This is a genomic window from Pseudomonas sp. YH-1 (genome assembly GCF_051990045.1).
In the GTDB taxonomy this organism is placed as follows: Bacteria; Pseudomonadota; Gammaproteobacteria; order Pseudomonadales; family Pseudomonadaceae; genus Pseudomonas; species Pseudomonas nicosulfuronedens.
Genome location: NZ_CP178184.1, coordinates 3421918 through 3439147 on the forward strand (window position 1 = coordinate 3421918; position 17230 = coordinate 3439147).

Consider the following 17230-nt stretch of genomic DNA (forward strand, 5'->3'; position numbering starts at 1 on the left):
TCGCACCAATAGTCGATTATCGCATTGTTCGCCCATCCCCCCGGCGGTACCTTTTTCCCACCTGCACCACGCCTACAACGAGACCGACCATGGCTGAACTCCTGACTCTCCGCGAAGCGGTCGAGCGCTTCGTCAACGACGGCGACACCGTCGCGCTCGAAGGCTTCACCCACCTGATCCCGACCGCTGCCTCCCACGAGCTGATCCGCCAGGGCAAGAAAGACCTGCACCTGGTGCGCATGACGCCCGACCTGGTCTACGACCTGCTGATCGGCGCCGGCTGCGTGCGCAAGCTGACCTTCTCCTGGGGCGGCAACCCCGGCGTCGGTTCGCTGCATCGCCTGCGTGACGCGGTGGAGAAGGGCTGGCCGCGTGACCTGGAGATCGACGAGCACAGCCACGCCGACCTCGCCAACTCCTACGTCGCCGGCGCCTCGGGCTTACCGTTCGCGGTGCTGCGTGCCTACGCCGGCTCCGACCTGCCGAAGGTCAACCCGAACATCAAGTTCATCAACTGCCCGTTCACCGGCGAGCAACTGGCCGCCGTCCCCTCGGTGCGCCCGGACATCACCGTGATCCACGCGCAGAAGGCCGACCGCAAGGGCAACGTGCTGCTGTGGGGCATCCTCGGTGTGCAGAAGGAAGCCGCCCTGGCCGCCAAGCGCTGCATCGTCACCGTCGAGGAAATCGTCGACGACCTTAACGCACCGATGAACTCCTGCGTACTGCCGACCTGGGCGCTGTCCGCCGTCTGTCTGGTGCCGGGCGGTTCGCACCCGTCCTACGCCCACGGCTACTCCGAGCGCGACAACCGCTTCTACCAGGCCTGGGACCCGATCGCGCGCGACCGTGACACCTTCAACGCCTGGATCGATACCTACATCCGTGGCACGAAAGATTTCAGCGAGTTTCGTAGCAAGCTCGCGGAGGCCAAGTAATGAGCGCCTACAGCACCAATGAAATGATGACCGTGGCCGCCGCCCGCCGCCTGAAGAACGGCGCCGTCTGCTTCGTCGGTATCGGCCTGCCGTCCAAGGCCGCCAACCTGGCGCGCCTGACCGCATCGCCGGACGTGGTCCTGATCTACGAATCCGGCCCCATCGGCGCCAAGCCCAGCGTGCTGCCGCTGTCCATCGGTGACGGCGAACTGGCCGAAACCGCAGACACCGTGGTGCCCACCGGCGAGATCTTCCGCTACTGGCTGCAGGGCGGACGTATCGACGTCGGCTTCCTCGGCGCCGCCCAGGTCGACCGCTTCGGCAACATCAACACCACCGTCATCGGCGACTACAACAAGCCCAAGGTGCGCCTGCCCGGCGCCGGCGGCGCGCCGGAGATCGCCGGTTCCGCCAAGGAAGTGCTGATCATCCTCAAGCAGTCCCACCGTACCTTCGTCGACAAGCTGGCCTTCATCACCTCGGTCGGCTTCGGCGAGGGCGGCGACCACCGCCAGCAACTCGGCCTCCCAGGTAAAGGCCCGGTGGCGATCATCACCGACCTCTGCATCATGGAGCCGGAAGCCGGCAGCAACGAATTCATCGTCACTTCTCTGCATCCGGGCGTGACCCGCGAGCAGGTTGTGGAGGCTACTGGCTGGGCGATCCGCTTCGCCGAGCAGGTAACTGAAACCGTCGCGCCGACCGACGTGGAACTGGAAGCCCTGCGTGCCCTTGAAGCCCGCACCGCCGCCGCCCACGGCCAGCTGGGAGGTGAGGAATGAGCCGCGAGGTCTTCATCTGCGATGCCGTGCGCACACCCATCGGTCGCTTCGGCGGCTCGCTGTCCGGCGTGCGCGCCGACGACCTCGCCGCGGTGCCGGTGAAGGCGCTGGTGGAACGTAACCCGCAAGTCGACTGGGCCGCGCTGGACGAGGTCTACCTCGGCTGCGCCAACCAGGCCGGCGAAGATAACCGCAACGTGGCGCGCATGGCGCTGCTGCTGGCCGGCCTGCCGGAAAGCGTGCCGGGCGTCACCCTCAATCGCCTCTGCGCCTCGGGCCTGGACGCGGTGGGCACTGCCTTCCGCGCCATTGCCAGCGGCGAGGCCGAGCTGGTCATCGCCGGCGGCGTGGAGTCCATGTCCCGCGCACCCTATGTGATGGGCAAGGCCGACAGCGCCTTCGGTCGTGGACAGAAGATCGAGGACACCACCATCGGCTGGCGCTTCATCAACCCGCTGATGAAGGCGCAGTACGGCGTGGATGCCATGCCGCAGACCGCCGACAACGTGGCTGACGACTACCAGGTCAACCGCGCCGACCAGGACGCCTTCTCCCTGCGCAGCCAGCAGCGCGCTGGTGTTGCACAGGCCAACGGCTACTTCGCCGAGGAAATCGTCCCGGTGGTGATCAAGGGCCGCAAGGGCGAGACCGTCGTCGACACCGACGAACACCCGCGCCCGGACACCACCGCCGAAGCGCTGGCCAAGCTCAAGCCGGTCAACGGTGAAGGCAAGACCGTCACCGCCGGCAACGCCTCGGGCGTCAACGACGGCGCTGTGGCGCTGATCCTCGCCAGTGCCGAAGCGGTTAAGAAACACGGTCTCACCCCGCGCGCGAAAGTGCTCGGCATGGCCAGCGCCGGCGTCGCCCCGCGAGTGATGGGCATCGGCCCGGTGCCGGCGGTGCGCAAGCTGCTGGAGCGGCTGAACCTGTCGATGGGGCAGTTCGATGTCATCGAGCTGAATGAAGCCTTCGCCGCGCAGGGGCTGGCCGTGACCCGCGAACTCGGCGTCGCCGATGACGATGCGCGGGTGAACCCCAACGGCGGCGCCATCGCCCTCGGCCATCCGCTGGGTGCCAGTGGTGCGCGTCTGGTGCTGACCGCTGTGCACCAGTTGCAGAAGATGGGCGGCAAGCTGGGACTGTGCACCATGTGCGTGGGCGTAGGGCAGGGCGTGGCGCTGGTGGTCGAGCGCGTATAGCTCTTGTAGGAGCGAGCAAGCTCGCTCCTACAAGGTTCGTCTCTGCGATCATACTGTCCCGACCACGCCCGCCGATCTCCGGAGCCAACCCGTGAGCACCAACCTGCTGTTCGACGCCTACTTCACCCAGCCCGCCATGCGCGCGATCTTCAGCGACCAGGGCCGGGTGCAGGGCATGCTCGACTTCGAGGCCGCACTGGCCCGTGCCGAAGCGCGCGTGGGTGTGATCCCGGCGAGCGCCGTGGCGCCCATCGCCGCCGGCTGCCGTGCCGAACTCTACGATTTCGATGCACTGGCCCAGGCCATCTGCAGCGCTGGCAATTCCGCAATCCCGCTGGTGAAGGCGCTGGGCAAACGCATCGCTGCCGAGGACGCCGAGGCCGAGCGCTACGTGCATCTTGGAGCCACCAGCCAGGACGCCATGGACTCCGGTCTGGTGCTGCAGCTGCGCGCCGCCATCGAGTTGCTGGAGAGCGATCTCGCCCAGCTCGCCGACGCGCTCGCCGTTCAAGCCCAAGCCCACGCTGGCACACCCATGGTCGGCCGAACCTGGCTGCAGCACGCCACGCCCGTCACCCTCGGCATGAAGGTCGCCGGCTGGCTGGGTGCAATGACTCGCCATCGCCAGCGCATGAACGAGCTCAAGCCGCGCCTGCTGTGCCTGCAGTTCGGCGGCGCTTCCGGTAGCCTCGCCGCCCTGGGCGAGCAGGGTTTTGCCGTGGCCGAGGCGCTGGCGGAAGAGTTGGACCTGCAACTGCCCGAGCAACCCTGGCACACCCAGCGCGACCGCCTGGTGGAGTTCGCCAGCCTGCTCGGCCTGATCGCTGGCAGCCTCGGCAAACTGGGCCGCGATCTCAGCCTGCTGATGCAGACCGAGGCCGGTGAAGTCTTCGAACCTTCCGCGCCGGGCAAGGGTGGTTCTTCCACCATGCCGCACAAGCGCAACCCGGTGGGTGCTGCGGTGCTGATCGGCGCGGCGACTCGTGCGCCGGGACTGGTCTCGACGCTGTTTTCCGCCATGCCCCAGGAGCACGAGCGCAGCCTCGGTCTGTGGCACGCCGAATGGGAAAGCCTGCCGGAGCTGTGCTGTCTCGTCTCCGGTTCCTTGCAACAGGCGCTGTCCCTCGTGCCGGGCCTGGAAGTGGATGCCGAGCGCATGCTCGCCAACCTCGACCTGACCCGCGGCCTGGTACTGGCCGAAGCAGTGAGTATCGCCCTGGCCCAGCGTATCGGCCGCGATGCTGCGCATCACCTGGTGGAGCAGTGCTGCAAGCAGGCGGTGAAGGATGGCGCGCACCTTCGTGCGGTGCTTGGTGCCAATGCCGAAGTCGCCGCTCAACTGAATGCCGGGGAGCTGGATCGCCTGCTCGATCCTGCCCATTACCTGGGCCAGGCGCGCCGCTGGGTCGAGCGCGCGCTGGCCGAACATCAAGAACTTTCTTTGCAATAAGAAGCGCGCTAGGAGCCCTTGCATGCCTGCCGTACGTCTCGCCGATGGCGACCTGAACTACCAACTGGAAGGCCCGGCCGGTGCGCCGGTGCTGGTGCTGTCCAACTCCCTGGGCACCGACCTGCACATGTGGGACGCGCAGGTCGCGGCCTTCACCGAACATTTCCGCGTGCTGCGTTATGACACCCGTGGCCATGGCGTTTCGCTGGTCACTCCCGGTCCCTACAGTATCGAGCAGAATGGCCGTGACGTGCTGGCCCTGCTGGACGCACTGGACATCCCTCGCGCGCACTTCTGCGGCCTGTCCATGGGCGGCCTGATCGGCCAGTGGCTGGGCATTCACGCGCCGGAGCGCATCGAGCGTCTGGTGCTGTGCAACACCGCTGCCAAGATCGGCACGCCTGAGGTGTGGAACCCGCGCATCGAAACTGTGCTCAGTGGCGGCGCCGAGGCCATGCGCAACCTGCGCGATGCGTCGATTTCGCGCTGGTTCACGGCAGACTTCGCGGAAGGCCAGCCGGGCAAGGTCGAGCCTATCGTCGACATGCTCGCGCAGACGTCGCCGGAAGGTTATGCGGCCAACTGCGCGGCCGTGCGCGATGCTGACTTCCGCGGCGAAATCGGCGCGATCACGGCGCCGACCCTGGTGGTCTGCGGCGCTGCCGACCCGGTGACCACCACCGAGGACGGCCGCTTCCTGCAGGCGCGTATTCCCGGTGCGGAGCTCGCGGAATTCCGCGCTGCGCACCTGTCCAACGTGCAGGCCGGCGATGCCTTCAGCCAGCGTGTGCTGGACTTCCTGCGCGCTTAACCGCTCTTCGTAGGATGGCGTAGAGCGCAGCGAAACCCATCGGTTCTGTGCGATGACAGCATGGGTATCGCTGCGCTCCACCCATCCTACGGGGATTTGACGGAGTTTGAGATGGACGAGAAAGAACGCTACGAAGCCGGCATGCAGGTCCGCCGCGCGGTGCTCGGCGATGCCCACGTCGACCGCAGCCTGGAGAAGCGCAGCGCCTTCAACGAAGAGTTCCAGGAAATGATCACCCGCCACGCCTGGGGTGATATCTGGACCCGCCCCGGCCTGCCGCGCCACACTCGTAGCCTGATCACCATCGCCATGCTGATCGGCATGAACCGCGAAGGCGAACTCAAGCTGCACCTGCGAGCCGCACGCAACAATGGGGTGACCCGCGAGGAGATCAAGGAAGTGCTGCTGCAGAGCGCAATCTACTGCGGCATTCCGGCGGCCAACGCCACCTTCCACCTCGCCGAGGCGGTGTGGGACGAGTTGGGCACCGAGTCGCTGGACGAGTAGCCCGTTACGGGATTGATGGGTATCGCTTCGCTCCACCCATCCTACACAGCGACCTCCGGACCACGCATCCGGAGGTCTGCCTGCTTATGTATGAGCGTCTCATGTGGCGATCGCAGGCGCATGCCGTGGGTTGGGTTCTCGTAGGATGGGTGGAGCGAAGCGATACCCATGCTGTGCCTCTACCCAACCACCCGTTCAGCTCTCCAACTCCTTGCGATCCCTGAACAACTCCAGCGCCTGCGGGTTGGCCAATGCGTCGGTGTTCTTTACCGGCCGCCCGTGCACCACGTTGCGCACCGCCAGTTCGACGATCTTGCCGCTGGTGGTCCGCGGGATGTCGGTGACCGCGAGGATTTTCGCTGGCACATGGCGCGGGGTAGTGTTGCTGCGGATGGTCTGGCGGATGCGTTCCTGCAGCGTTTCGTCGAGGTCCACGCCGTCGCGCAGGCGCACGAACAGCACCACGCGCACGTCGCCCTGCCAGTCCTGGCCGATGGCGATGGATTCCAGCACCTGCTCGACCTTTTCCACCTGACGGTAGATTTCCGCCGTGCCGATGCGCACGCCGCCGGGGTTGAGTACGGCATCCGAACGGCCGTGGATCACCAGGCCGCCGTGTTCGGTTTCCTCGGCATAGTCGCCGTGGGCCCAGACGCCGGGGAAGGTGGCGAAGTAGGCATCAAGGAACTTCTCGTTGTTCTCGTCGTTCCAGAAGCCCACCGGGATCGACGGGAAATGCCGCACGCAGACCAGCTCGCCTTTTTCGCCGAACACCGCTTTGCCGGCCTCGTCCCAGACCTCCACCGCCATGCCCAGCGCCTTGCACTGAATTTCCCCACGCCACACCGGCGCGGTCGGATTGCCGATGGCGAAGCAGGAAACGATGTCAGTACCGCCGGAGATCGACGACAGGCAGAGGTCGGGTTTCACGTCGCGGTAGACATAGTCGAAGCTCTCGTGGGCCAGCGGCGAGCCGGTGGAGAGGAGCGTCTTCAGTCGCTCCAGGGAGTGGGTCAGGCGCGGGCGCACATTGGCTTTCTCCAGCGCGGCGATGTACTTGGCGCTGGTGCCGAACACACTGATGTGCTCCGCGTCGATCAGGTCCATCAGGCGCTCGGGGCCGGGGTGGAAGGGTGAGCCGTCGTAGAGCACCAGCGTGGCGCCGACGGCGAGGCCCGAGACCAGCCAGTTCCACATCATCCAGCCGCAGGTGGTGTAGTAGAACAGCGTGTCGTCCTGGCCCAGGTCGACGTGCAGGCCGTGTTCCTTCAGGTGCTGCAGCAGCACGCCGCCGGTACCGTGGACGATGCACTTGGGCACGCCCGTGGTGCCGGAGGAGTAGAGGATGTACAGCGGGTGGTCGAAGGGCACCGGCGTGAACACCGGTTCGCCGCCGCTGTGGAAGAAGTCCTGCCAGAGACTGACCCGCGCCGACGTCTGGAAGTCGCTGCGGCGAGCGTGGCCGTTGGCGTAGGGGACGATCACCAGCTGTTCCAGGCTGGGCAGCTGGGCGAGGATTTCGTTGAGCTTGGCGGTGAGGTCCAGCACCTTGCCGGCGTAGCGGTAGCCGGCGCAGGCGATCAGCACCTTGGGCTCGATCTGGCCGAAACGGTCGATCACGCCATGGGTGCCGAAGTCCGGCGAGCAGCTCGACCATGTGGCGCCCAGGCTGGTGGTGGCGAGCATGCCGACCACGGTCTGCCAGGTGTTGGGCATGAAGGCCGCGACGCGGTCGCCGACGCCTACGCCGGCTTCGCGCAGGGCACGTTGCAGCCCGGCAACCTGGGCGGCCAGTTCGGCATGGCTGATGACCTCGCGGCGTTCATCCTCGCTGATGGCGATCAGCGCCGGCTGGTGGTCGCGGCGGCGCAGCAGGTGCTCGGCGAAGTTCAGGGTGGCGCCGGGGAACCAGCGTGCATCGGGCATTTCCGGGCCTTCCTCGAGGACCGCCGTGGGCGCCTCGTGGAACTGCACGCCGAAGGTGTCGACGATGGCCAGCCAGAAGGCCTCGCGTTCGGCGATGCTCCAGGCGTGCAGCGCAGCGTAGTCGGGCAGGTCGACTCCGTGCTGCTGCGCCACCTTGCGACGGAAGGCGTCCATCCGGGTGACGGCGATGCGTTCGGGGGAGGGTGTCCAGAGCAGTGGGTTCATTGACGACGACTCCAGCGAAGGATCGGTGGGCACCGCCGACAGGCGGTACCCATCATCTTGACATGAAGCGTCGCCGGAAGTGCTTCGGTGGGGCTCAGGAATCACTGCGCGACCCAGCCGCCATCCATGTTCCAGGCGGCGCCGCGAACCTGCGCGGCGGCTTCAGAACACAAGAATAGCGCCAGCTCGCCGAGCTGGTCGGCGGTGACGAAATCCAGCGACGGCTGTTTCTCCGCCAGCAGGTCGTGGCGCGCCTGTTCGGGGCTGGCGCCGGCGGCGATGCGCGCGTCGATCTGCTGCTGTACCAGCGGCGTCAGCACCCAGCCGGGGCAGATGGCGTTGCAGGTGATGGCCGTGGTGGCGGTTTCCAGTGCAGTGGTCTTGGTCAGGCCGATCACGCCGTGCTTGGCGGCGACGTAGGCGCTCTTGCCGGCGGAGGCAACCAGGCCGTGGGTCGAGGCGATGTTGAGGATGCGCCCCCAGCCGCGCTGGCGCATGCCCGGCAGTGCCAGGCGGGTGGTGTGGAACACCGAGGAGAGATTGATGGCGATGATCGCGTTCCAGCGCTCCACAGGGAAGTCTTCCAGCGCCGCGACGTGCTGGATGCCGGCGTTGTTGACCAGGATGTCGAGGCTGCCGAACTCGCGCTCGACGTAGGCGATCATCTCGGCGATCTGCTCGGGTTGCGCCATGTCCGCGCCGTGGTGGCCGATGCGCGTGCCATGCACCGACAGCTCGCGCACGGCCGCGTCGATATCGCCAAAGCCATTGACCACCACGTTGGCGCCCGCCTGCGCGAGGCGCGCGGCGATGCCCAGGCCGATGCCGCTGGTGGAGCCGGTGACCAGTGCGGTCTTGCCCTTGAGTGTCATGCAAATCTCCTCTGGAACGGGGCGGTCGCCGCGCGGCGACCGCTTGAAAACAACCGGCTTAAACGATTCCGGTGGCGTAGAAGGTGCCGATCACCACGAACACCGCGAGGGTCTTGATCAGGGTGATGGCGAAGATGTCCTTGTAGGCCTCGCGGTGGGTCAGGCCGGTGACCGCGAGCAGGGTGATGACCGCGCCGTTGTGCGGCAGGGTGTCCATGCCGCCGGAGGCCATGGCCGCTACCCGGTGCAGTACTTCCAGCGGGATGTTGGCGGCATGGGCGGCGGCGATGAACTGTTCGGACATGGCCGCCAGGGCGATGCTCATGCCGCCGGACGCCGAGCCGGTGATGCCGGCCAGGGTGGTGACGGTGATGGCCTCGTTGACCAGCGGATCGGGAATCTTCTTCAGTGCGTCGGCCAGTACCAGGAAGCCCGGCAGCGAGGCGATCACCGCGCCGAAGCCGTATTCCGAAGCCGTGTTCATGGCCGCCAGCAGTGCGCCGGACACGGCGGTCTTGCTGCCCTCGGCGATCTTGCTGCGGATCACTGCGAAGCTCGTCACCAGCACCAGCAGGATGCCCAGCAGCAGCGCCGCCTGCACCGCCCAGATGCCGGTCAACTTGGCTACGTCGCTGGCCACCGGCGCGGCCATGCCGGCCAGTTGCAGGCTGTGGGTCTTGCCGTAGACCTGGGGAATCCAGTGGGTGAACAGCAGGTTGGCAACGCCCACCAGCACCAGCGGCGAGAGCGCCAGCAGCGGGTTGGGCAGTTTCATGTCGTCGGCGGTTTCCGGCTCGTTGCGCAACTCGGTGCCGTAGCCTTCACCGGCGGCGCGCGCCTTGCCGGCCTGGCGACGGAGGAACAGCATACCGACGCTGAACACGAACAGGCTGCCGATCACGCCCAGCCAGGGCGCAGCCCAGCCGGTGGTGTTGAAGAAGGCGGTGGGGATGATGTTCTGGATCTGCGGGGTGCCGGGCAGGGCGTCCATGGTGAAGCTGAAGGCGCCCAGGGCGATGGTCGCCGGGATCAGTCGCTTGGGGATATTGCTCTGGCGGAACATCTCGGCGGCGAACGGATAGACCGCGAACACCACCACGAACAGTGACACGCCGCCGTAGGTGAGCAGGGCGCAGACCAGCACGATCACCAGCATCGCCTGGCTGGTGCCGAGCAGGCGGATGGCCGCGGCGACGATGGAGCGCGAGAAGCCCGACAGCTCGATCAACTTGCCGAACACCGCGCCGAGCAGGAACACCGGGAAGTAGAGTTTGACGAAGCCGACCATCTTCTCCATGAACACCCCGGTGAAGGCCGGGGCGACGGCGGAAGGGTCGGTCAGCAGCACTGCCAGCAGCGCGGCGATGGGGGCGAAGAGGATCACGCTGTAGCCGCGGTAGGCGGCGAGCATCAGCAGGGCGAGGGCCGCGAGGGCGATGACCACGCTCATCGAAGTATCTCCAGTTGTCGCGCGGCCTCGGGCCGCGCGTCGTTCTTGTTGTAGTGGGGGCGAGTGACGATCAGGCGATTACCAGAGCGGCAGCACGTAGCTGAGGATCAGACGGTTTTCGTCGAGGTCGTTGCCGAAGTGGCTGGAGCGAACTGTCGCATTGCGCCACTTCACGCCGACGTTCTTCAGTGGTCCGTTCTGCACCACGTAGCCGATATCGGTATCGCGCTCCCATTCCTTGCCTTCGGGCTTGCCCGCGCCCAGTTCGATGTTGTCGCCGGACAGGTAGCGCGTCATGAAGGTCAGGCCGGGCACGCCGAGGGTGGCAAAGTCGTAGTCGTAGCGCGCCTGCCAGGACTTCTCGTCACGGTTGGCGAAGTCGCCGATCTGCACGAAGTTGACCAGGAAGGCGTCGGTGCCGCCGATGTAGGCGAAGCCGGTGTCGCCGCTCATCTTCTGGTAGCCGGCGCCGAAGCCATGGCCGCCGAGGGTGTAGGTGAGCATCGCGCCGAAGGCGCGGTTGTCGACGTTGCTGTGGCCGTCGTCGTCGGAGCGGGCGTAGCGCAGGTCGGTCTTCAGTGACTGGCCGGCGGCGATGGGCAGCACGTGCACCAGGTTGACGATGTGCTGGTCGTAGAGGCCGTCGAGCTTGGCGTAGCTGTAGCCGGTGGCGAGCTGTGGCGTCCACTTGTAGTTCAGGCCGGCAAAGTCGAACTGGTCGCTGGTGTCGGTGGCGACGATGCCGCGCGCGCTGCCGCTGGTGACGGTCATGTCCTCGCGGTTGGACGAGTCGCGCTGGCTCACCTGGCGCAGGCGGCCGCCGTCGAAGGTGAGGCCGGCGAACTCGGCGGAATTCAGGTGCGCGCCTTCGAAGGTCTGCGGCAGCAGGCGCGAATCATTGGCCAGCACGGTGGGCAGCTTGGGCAGCAGGGTGCCGATCTTCAGGGTGCTTTTCGAGGCGCGCAGCTTGGCGGTCAGGCCCAGCTCGCTGTAGTCGTCCGGTGCGCCGTTGACCTTGTCCTTGTCGCGCGGCAGCAGGCCGGAGCCGGCGCGGTCGGGGCTGGAGTCAAGCTTGACGCCGAGCAGACCGAGGGCATCGACGCCCACGCCGATGGTGCCTTCGGTGTAGCCGGATTCATAGCGCAGCAGGAAGCCCTGCGCCCACTCTTCCTGCTTGGATTGCGCGGCGTTGTCCTGGCGGAAGTCGCGGTTGAAGTAGAAGTTGCGCAGTTCGACGCTGGCCTTGCTGTCGGCAAGGAATTCGGCGAAGGCCTGGGGCGAAAGGGCGAGGGTGGAACCGAGGGCGGTGATGACGGCGGCATGATTGAGCGTGGAGCGGCTCATCGGGTGATCTCCTGGCGCGGCGCCGTGTGCGAAGCGGGACTAGCCGTGGTGTCCGCTGGGGTCTGTTCGCGTTCGGGCAGCGTTGATTGTTGTTATGTCGGCTGTGCGGCGCGAAGGCCGCGAGAGGCGACATAGCCAGGACCGTGCCAGGATTGTAACTATTTGATTTGTAAGTCTTATTTTGAGATTTTCGCGAATAGGGAGAAGCGGTTTGTCTCTAATTGGAGACAAGGCGACGGATTGGATCGCCTGGGGGCCTTAAATCAAGGGTTTTGAGTGATTGTCTCTTTTTTGAGACTTATCTCTTTTTCAGGATTGAAAGCCCAATGCTGCCATCTTCTTGTACAGCGTCGAGCGCCCCAGACCCAGGCGGTGCGCGGTTGCATCGACGTTGCCGGCGTGCTCGGCCAGGGTGTTGGCAATCAGCTCGCGCTCGAAGGCGTCCCGCGCTGCGTAGAAGTCCTGCCCCTCGGCCAGACGGGTTCCCGGTGTCGTCGAGGCGGCGGGCAGTGGCTGCAACTCGCCCAGTGCCGAGCGCAGCGCGGCGGCGTCGATCTGCGGGCGGTCGCCCAGCAGCACAGTGCGCTCCAGCAGGTTGCGCAGTTCGCGCACGTTGCCCGGCCAGGCATGCCGGGCGAGCAGGGCGAGGCCATCGGCGTTCAGTTCGTAAAGCGTCTGGCGGTCGTCGCGCAGGCCGTCGAGGATGGCTTCGCACAGTGCCGGCAAATCCTCCAGGCGCTCGCGCAGCGGCGGGATTTCGATGGGCAGCACGTTGATGCGGTAGAACAGGTCGGCGCGGAAGCGGCCCTCGCGCACGGCGGCGTCGAGGTCGATGGAGGTGGCGGCGATCAGGCGGATGTCGCTGCGCAGGACTTCGTTGGAGCCGACTGGTTCGAACTCCTTCTCCTGTAGCACCCGTAGCAGTTTGCTCTGCAAGGTCAGCGGCATGTCGCCAATCTCGTCGAGGAACAGCGTGCCGCCCTGGGCGATCTGCAGTTTGCCGGCGCGGCCCTTGCGGTCGGCGCCGGTGAAGGCGCCCGGCGCGGTGCCGAAGAATTCGGCCTCCAGCAGGGTTTCGGGAATAGCGGCGGCGTTGAGGCTGACGAAGGGTTTGTCGGCGCGTGGAGAAGCGGCATGAATGGCGTGGGCGAGCAACTCCTTGCCGGTGCCGGTCTCGCCCAGCAGCAGGATCGGCGCTTCGCTGGCGGCACCCCGACGCGCGCGGCGCTTCACTTCCAGGCTGGCGGCGCTGGTGCCGATGAAATGCCCGAAGCTGTATTTCGCCTGGCGCGCCTGCAGCAGCGAGCGGGTCGAGGCCAGCTCGGCCTGCATGCGCTGGTAGCGGGTGAGCAGCGGCGACAGCGCGCGCAGTTCGTCGAACAGGGCGAAGCCGATGCCACCGATGACCTCGCCCGCGTCGTCGCGGATCGGCACGCGCATGACCACCAGCGGGTCCTTGGTCATGTCGAGGATGTCCAGCAGCATCGGCCGGCCGCTGCTGACCACTTCGCGCATCAGGCTGCCGGGGATTACCTGTTCCACCGGGCGGCCGACGGCCTGCTCGGCGCTGTCCAGGCCGAAACGCTGGGCGTAGCGCTGGTTGATCCAGACAATGCGCGCCTCGCGGTCGACGATCACCGTGCCTTCGCTGAACTGCTCGAAGATCTCGAACAGCGAGCGGATCGCCAGTTGGCGGACGCTGGGGTAGTCCTTGAGGCTGTGGGAGTCGGTCATCGGTGGGCCGTGCGCGGAGAGGGCAGAGGGCGCACTGTACCGGGATGTGGCGGCAGGGTCAGCAGGAGGGGCTCTTCGTAGGAGCGAGCTTGCTCGCGAACCGGGCCGGCAGCGGGTTTTGTTCGCGAGCAAGCTCGCTCCTACGAAAAGCGCAGTGTCTCAACGCTTGGACAGTTGCGCCTTGGCCACGCGTGAGCCATTTGGCTTGTCGAGCACCGCGCCGATGCGCTGGCCGGCGTCGATCAGCAGGTCCAGGTCGATGCCGGTGTGAATGCCCAGGCCGTTGAGCAGGTAGAGCACGTCCTCGGTGGCGACGTTGCCGGTGGCGCCCTTGGCGTAGGGGCAGCCGCCGAGACCGGCGACCGAGCTGTCGAACACCGCGATGCCTTCCAGCAGGCTGGCGTAGATGTTCGCCGTGGCCTGGCCGTAGGTGTCGTGGAAGTGCCCGGCCAGTTGCGCGCGCGGCACACGTTGGCCGACGACCTCGAACAGGTGGCGGGTTGCGCCGGCGGTGCCGACGCCGATGGTGTCGCCGAGAGAAACTTCGTAGCAGCCCATGGCGTGCAGTTCCGCGGCGACGGCGGCGACCTGCGCTGCGTCCACTTCACCCTGATAGGGGCAACCGAGCACGCACGAGACGTAGCCGCGCACGCGCACGCCATGCTGGCGTGCCGCTTCCATCACCGGGACGAAGCGCTCCAGGCTCTCCTTGATCGAGCAGTTGATGTTCTTCTGCGAGAAGGCCTCGGAGGCGGCGGCGAACACCGCGACTTCCTTCACCTGGGATTCCAGCGCGGCTTCGAAGCCCCTCAGGTTCGGCGCCAGGGCGGCGTAGGTGACGCCGGCTTTCTGCTGGATGCCGGCGAAGACTTCGGCCGAGCCAGCCATCTGCGGCACCCACTTGGGCGAGACGAAGCTGCCGACCTCGATGTAACCCAGGCCGGCGGCGGTCAGGTCGTCCACCAGGCGTACCTTGTCGGCCACGGCGATGGGTTGCTTCTCGTTCTGCAGGCCGTCGCGCGGGCCGACTTCGACCAGGCGGACGGATTGGGGCAGGGTCATGAAATGTCCTCGTTGGATGGGTGCGAAGGGCGCTATTGCTCTTCGTAGGAGCGAGGGGGACGCCTAGTTCTTGCTCGCGAACGCATTGCACCCGAGGTGATCGGAGTGAAGCGGGTTCGCGAGCAAGCTCGCTCCTACAAAAGCTCGTGTCAGGCGGGCGCTTCTTCCAGTTCGACCAGCGCCGTCCCTTCGGACACCAGCTCGCCTTCGCTGCAATACAGCGATTTCACCACGCCAGCGTGCGGCGCGCGAATGCTGTGTTCCATCTTCATGGCTTCGAGCACCACCAGCGCGGTGCCGGCTTCGACGCTCTGGCCGGGTTCGACCAGGATGCGCACGATGCTGCCATTCATGGGCGCGCCCAGGCCGCCCTGGTGCGAATGCGCGGCTTCGGCCTCGGCGATGGGGTCGAAACGCTGCACGCCGACCAGTTCGCCGTTCCATTCCAGATAGAGACTGTCGCCACGGCGGATCACCTGGTGGCGGCGGCGAATCTCGCCGTCCTTCACGTCCAGGTACTGTCCATCGAGCTGGGCGATGCGCTGGCCGTCGGCATGGCGCAGACGCACCACTTGCGACTCGCCCTTGGCCAGCAGGTGCAGGTCGGTTTCCCCTGGCAGGCCGCTGCGCCAGCCGCTCTGGGCGGACCAGGGCGAGTGGGCGTCGTCACCGCGCACACGGGCGGCTTCGCTCTGCACCCAGGCCTCCGCAGCCAGCTGCCAGAAGCGTTCAGGCAACGCGGTAGGGGCGGGCAGCAAGGCGTCCTGGTAACGGCCGATGAAGCCGGTGTCCAGTTCGCCCTCGGCGAAGGCCGGGTGGGCCAGCACACGACGCAGGAACGCGAGGTTGGTCTTGAAGCCGCCGACGGCGGTTTCGCTGAGCATCGACAGCAGGCGCTGGCGCGCTTCCTCGCGGTTCTCACCCCAGGCGATCAGCTTGGCGAGCATCGGGTCGTAGAACGGCGAGATGTCGTCGCCCTCGCGGATGCCGCTGTCGGTGCGGCGGCCGGGGCCGGCGGCAGGTTCGCGGTACAGCGCGAGGTGGCCGCTGGCGGGCAGGAAGCCGCCCTCGGGGTCTTCGGCATACAGGCGCACTTCGATGGCGTGGCCATTCAGCGGCACCTGTTCCTGGGTGATCGGCAGCGGCTCGCCGCGGGCGACGCGGATCTGCCAGGCCACCAGGTCGAGGCCGGTGATGGCTTCGGTGACCGGGTGCTCCACCTGCAGGCGGGTGTTCATCTCCATGAAGAAGAACTGGCCGCTGCCTTCGTCGTAGAGGAACTCCACGGTGCCGGCGCCGACATAGCCGATGGCCTGGGCAGCGCGCACGGCGGACTCGCCCATGGCGGCGCGCAGCTCGGCGGAGAGACCGGGTGCCGGCGCTTCTTCCACCACCTTCTGGTGGCGGCGCTGGATCGAGCAGTCGCGTTCGTTGAGGTACAGGCAGTGACCGTGCTGGTCGGCGAACACCTGGATTTCCACGTGGCGCGGCTTGGTCAGGTATTTCTCCACCAGCATGCGCGAGTCGCCGAATCCGGACTGCGCTTCGCGCTGGGCGGACTCCAGCGCCTCGGCCAGTTCGCTTTCGCGCTCGACCACCTTCATGCCCTTGCCACCGCCACCGGCGGCGGCCTTGAGCAGCACCGGGTAGCCGATACGCTCGGCTTCGAGCTGGAAGGTGGCGTAGTCCTGGGCCTCGCCGTGGTAGCCGGGTACCAGCGGCACGCCGGCGGTTTCCATCAGGGCCTTGGCCGCGGACTTGCTGCCCATGGCGTCGATGGCGCTGGCCGGCGGGCCGAGGAAGACCAGCCCGGCCTCTTCGCAGGCGCGGGCGAAGCCGGCGTTCTCCGAGAGGAAGCCGTAGCCGGGGTGGATGGCCTGGGCGCCGGCGGCTTTCGCGGCGGCCAGTACGGCGTCCGCGCGCAGGTAGCTTTCAGCCGGCTTGGCGCCGCCCAGGTCGATGGCGATGTCCGCCTCTTCGACGTGGCGAGCGTGGCGGTCGGTGGCGCTGTGCACGGCCACGGTGGTCAGGCCCAGGGCCTTGGCGGTGCGCATCACGCGGCAGGCGATCTCGCCGCGGTTGGCCACCAGCAGGGTATCGATCTTCTTCATCAGACTTGCTCCTGCCAGGCCGGCTTGCGCTTCTCCAGGAAGGCGCGCAGGCCTTCCTGCCCCTCGGGGCTGATGCGGATGCGGGCGATGGCGGCTTCGGTGTAGCGGCGGCGTTCGGGGGTCAGTTCACCGGCGCCGATTTCATGGAACAGCGCCTTGCAGGCCACCAGGGCCGCCGGACTGTTGTTCAGCAGGTTGGCGATCCAGGCCTCGGCCTCGTCGTCCAGTTCGGCCGCCGGGTAGGTTTCGTCCACCAGGCCCAACTCGCGGGCGCGGATGCCACTGAAACGCTCGGCGGTCATGGCGTAGCGGGTGGCGGCGCGCTGGCCGATGGCCTTGCTGACGAACGGGCCGATGGTGGCTGGGATCAGGCCGATGCGCACTTCGGACAGGCAGAACTGCGCGTCCTCGGCGGCCAGCGCCATGTCGCAGCAGGAGACCAGACCCACGCCGCCGCCGAAGGCCGCGCCCTGGACGATGGCCAGGGTCGGCTTTTGCAGTTGGTGCAGGTTGTAGAGCAGTTCGGCGAGCTGCTGGGCATCGTTCAGGTTGCCCTGGTAGTCCAGCTGCACGGATTCCTGCATCCACGACAGGTCGGCGCCGCCGCAGAAGTGGCGGCCACGGCCGCGCAGCACGACGAGGCGCACGCGGTCGTCGCTGGCCACGGAGGCCAGCGCCTGGATCAGCTCGGCGATGGTCTGGGCGTTGAAGGCGTTGTTCTTCTCCGGGCGGTTCAGCCACAGGTTGGCGACGCCGCGCGGGTCGATATCGAGCTCAATATTCTGAAAGGCGATGTTCTGAGAGTCGGTCATGGCA

At 66.9% G+C, this 17230-nt stretch carries 14 protein-coding genes; 6 read left to right on the forward strand and 8 right to left on the reverse strand.

Translation table 11 applies throughout. The features are described from left to right. The first annotated feature begins 89 nt into the window (after positions 1-89). The 6 genes from ACKI1H_RS15995 (at position 90) to pcaC (ending at position 5690) form a co-directional block, all read left to right on the forward strand. Positions 90-938 (forward strand): CoA transferase subunit A, encoded by an 849-nt coding sequence (locus tag ACKI1H_RS15995; protein WP_440465558.1) that lies wholly within the window; start codon positions 90-92, stop codon positions 936-938. Next, positions 938-1720: a CoA-transferase subunit beta gene (locus ACKI1H_RS16000; protein WP_138526214.1), complete on the forward strand. Its 783-nt coding sequence runs from the start codon at positions 938-940 to the stop codon at positions 1718-1720. Before ACKI1H_RS15995 ends, ACKI1H_RS16000 begins: the two co-directional genes overlap by 1 nt. Then, positions 1717-2922 carry a 3-oxoadipyl-CoA thiolase gene (gene pcaF, locus ACKI1H_RS16005; RefSeq protein WP_440465559.1) on the forward strand — a complete coding sequence of 402 codons (1206 nt, stop codon included), beginning with the start codon at positions 1717-1719 and terminating at the stop codon, positions 2920-2922. The genes ACKI1H_RS16000 and pcaF overlap by 4 nt, the downstream gene beginning before the upstream one ends. Before the next feature lie 91 nt (positions 2923-3013). Then, on the forward strand, positions 3014-4372 hold the full coding sequence (locus ACKI1H_RS16010; RefSeq protein WP_440465560.1) for a 3-carboxy-cis,cis-muconate cycloisomerase: 1359 nt from the start codon (positions 3014-3016) through the stop codon (positions 4370-4372). 22 nt (positions 4373-4394) lie between these two features. Then, complete coding sequence (gene pcaD, locus ACKI1H_RS16015; protein ID WP_440465561.1) at positions 4395-5183, forward strand: 3-oxoadipate enol-lactonase; 789 nt, start codon at positions 4395-4397, stop codon at positions 5181-5183. 111 nt (positions 5184-5294) lie between these two features. Then, positions 5295-5690, forward strand: coding sequence for a 4-carboxymuconolactone decarboxylase (pcaC, locus tag ACKI1H_RS16020; protein ID WP_138526210.1), 396 nt, complete (start codon positions 5295-5297; stop codon positions 5688-5690). 195 nt (positions 5691-5885) lie between these two features. On the opposite strand, the gene ACKI1H_RS16025 is transcribed toward pcaC, so the two are convergent. The 8 genes from ACKI1H_RS16025 to ACKI1H_RS16060 form a co-directional block, all read right to left on the reverse strand. Further along, positions 5886-7841 carry an acetoacetate--CoA ligase gene (locus ACKI1H_RS16025; RefSeq protein WP_440465562.1) on the reverse strand — a complete coding sequence of 652 codons (1956 nt, stop codon included), beginning with the start codon at positions 7839-7841 and terminating at the stop codon, positions 5886-5888. Positions 7842-7942: 101 nt separating this feature from the next. Continuing rightward, complete coding sequence (locus tag ACKI1H_RS16030; RefSeq protein ID WP_138526208.1) at positions 7943-8713, reverse strand: 3-hydroxybutyrate dehydrogenase; 771 nt, start codon at positions 8711-8713, stop codon at positions 7943-7945. Positions 8714-8771: 58 nt separating this feature from the next. After that, entirely contained in the window at positions 8772-10163 is a 1392-nt protein-coding gene (locus ACKI1H_RS16035; protein WP_440465563.1) for a GntP family permease, read from the reverse strand. Between the two features lie 78 nt (positions 10164-10241). After that, positions 10242-11507, reverse strand: a complete 1266-nt coding sequence (locus tag ACKI1H_RS16040) for an OprD family porin (RefSeq protein ID WP_440465564.1) — start codon at positions 11505-11507, stop codon at positions 10242-10244. A gap of 309 nt (positions 11508-11816) precedes the next feature. After that, positions 11817-13241: a sigma-54 interaction domain-containing protein gene (locus tag ACKI1H_RS16045; protein WP_440465565.1), complete on the reverse strand. Its 1425-nt coding sequence runs from the start codon at positions 13239-13241 to the stop codon at positions 11817-11819. 159 nt (positions 13242-13400) lie between these two features. Beyond that, the gene (locus ACKI1H_RS16050) at positions 13401-14303 is read right to left on the reverse strand and encodes a hydroxymethylglutaryl-CoA lyase (RefSeq protein ID WP_440465566.1); all 903 of its coding nucleotides are present in this window, start codon (positions 14301-14303) and stop codon (positions 13401-13403) included. 149 nt (positions 14304-14452) lie between these two features. Beyond that, complete coding sequence (locus ACKI1H_RS16055) at positions 14453-16414, reverse strand: acetyl/propionyl/methylcrotonyl-CoA carboxylase subunit alpha (protein ID WP_440465567.1); 1962 nt, start codon at positions 16412-16414, stop codon at positions 14453-14455. Continuing rightward, a complete protein-coding gene (locus ACKI1H_RS16060) occupies positions 16414-17226 on the reverse strand; it encodes a gamma-carboxygeranoyl-CoA hydratase (RefSeq protein ID WP_440465568.1) in 813 nt (270 codons plus the stop codon). The genes ACKI1H_RS16055 and ACKI1H_RS16060 overlap by 1 nt, the downstream gene beginning before the upstream one ends. Positions 17227-17230: the final 4 nt, after the last annotated feature.

What these genes read in the sequence shown, in the direction of transcription:
- ACKI1H_RS15995 (WP_440465558.1), top strand. Translation starts at nt 90, where the DNA reads ATGGCTGAACTCCTGACTCTCCGCGAAGCGGTCGAGCGCTTCGTCAAC.
- ACKI1H_RS16000 (WP_138526214.1), top strand. Translation starts at nt 938, where the DNA reads ATGAGCGCCTACAGCACCAATGAAATGATGACCGTGGCCGCCGCCCGC.
- pcaF (WP_440465559.1), top strand. Translation starts at nt 1,717, where the DNA reads ATGAGCCGCGAGGTCTTCATCTGCGATGCCGTGCGCACACCCATCGGT.
- pcaD (WP_440465561.1), top strand. Translation starts at nt 4,395, where the DNA reads ATGCCTGCCGTACGTCTCGCCGATGGCGACCTGAACTACCAACTGGAA.
- pcaC (WP_138526210.1), top strand. Translation starts at nt 5,295, where the DNA reads ATGGACGAGAAAGAACGCTACGAAGCCGGCATGCAGGTCCGCCGCGCG.
- ACKI1H_RS16025 (WP_440465562.1), bottom strand. Translation starts at nt 7,841, where the DNA reads ATGAACCCACTGCTCTGGACACCCTCCCCCGAACGCATCGCCGTCACC.
- ACKI1H_RS16030 (WP_138526208.1), bottom strand. Translation starts at nt 8,713, where the DNA reads ATGACACTCAAGGGCAAGACCGCACTGGTCACCGGCTCCACCAGCGGC.
- ACKI1H_RS16035 (WP_440465563.1), bottom strand. Translation starts at nt 10,163, where the DNA reads ATGAGCGTGGTCATCGCCCTCGCGGCCCTCGCCCTGCTGATGCTCGCC.
- ACKI1H_RS16040 (WP_440465564.1), bottom strand. Translation starts at nt 11,507, where the DNA reads ATGAGCCGCTCCACGCTCAATCATGCCGCCGTCATCACCGCCCTCGGT.
- ACKI1H_RS16045 (WP_440465565.1), bottom strand. Translation starts at nt 13,241, where the DNA reads ATGACCGACTCCCACAGCCTCAAGGACTACCCCAGCGTCCGCCAACTG.
- ACKI1H_RS16050 (WP_440465566.1), bottom strand. Translation starts at nt 14,303, where the DNA reads ATGACCCTGCCCCAATCCGTCCGCCTGGTCGAAGTCGGCCCGCGCGAC.
- ACKI1H_RS16055 (WP_440465567.1), bottom strand. Translation starts at nt 16,414, where the DNA reads ATGAAGAAGATCGATACCCTGCTGGTGGCCAACCGCGGCGAGATCGCC.
- ACKI1H_RS16060 (WP_440465568.1), bottom strand. Translation starts at nt 17,226, where the DNA reads ATGACCGACTCTCAGAACATCGCCTTTCAGAATATTGAGCTCGATATC.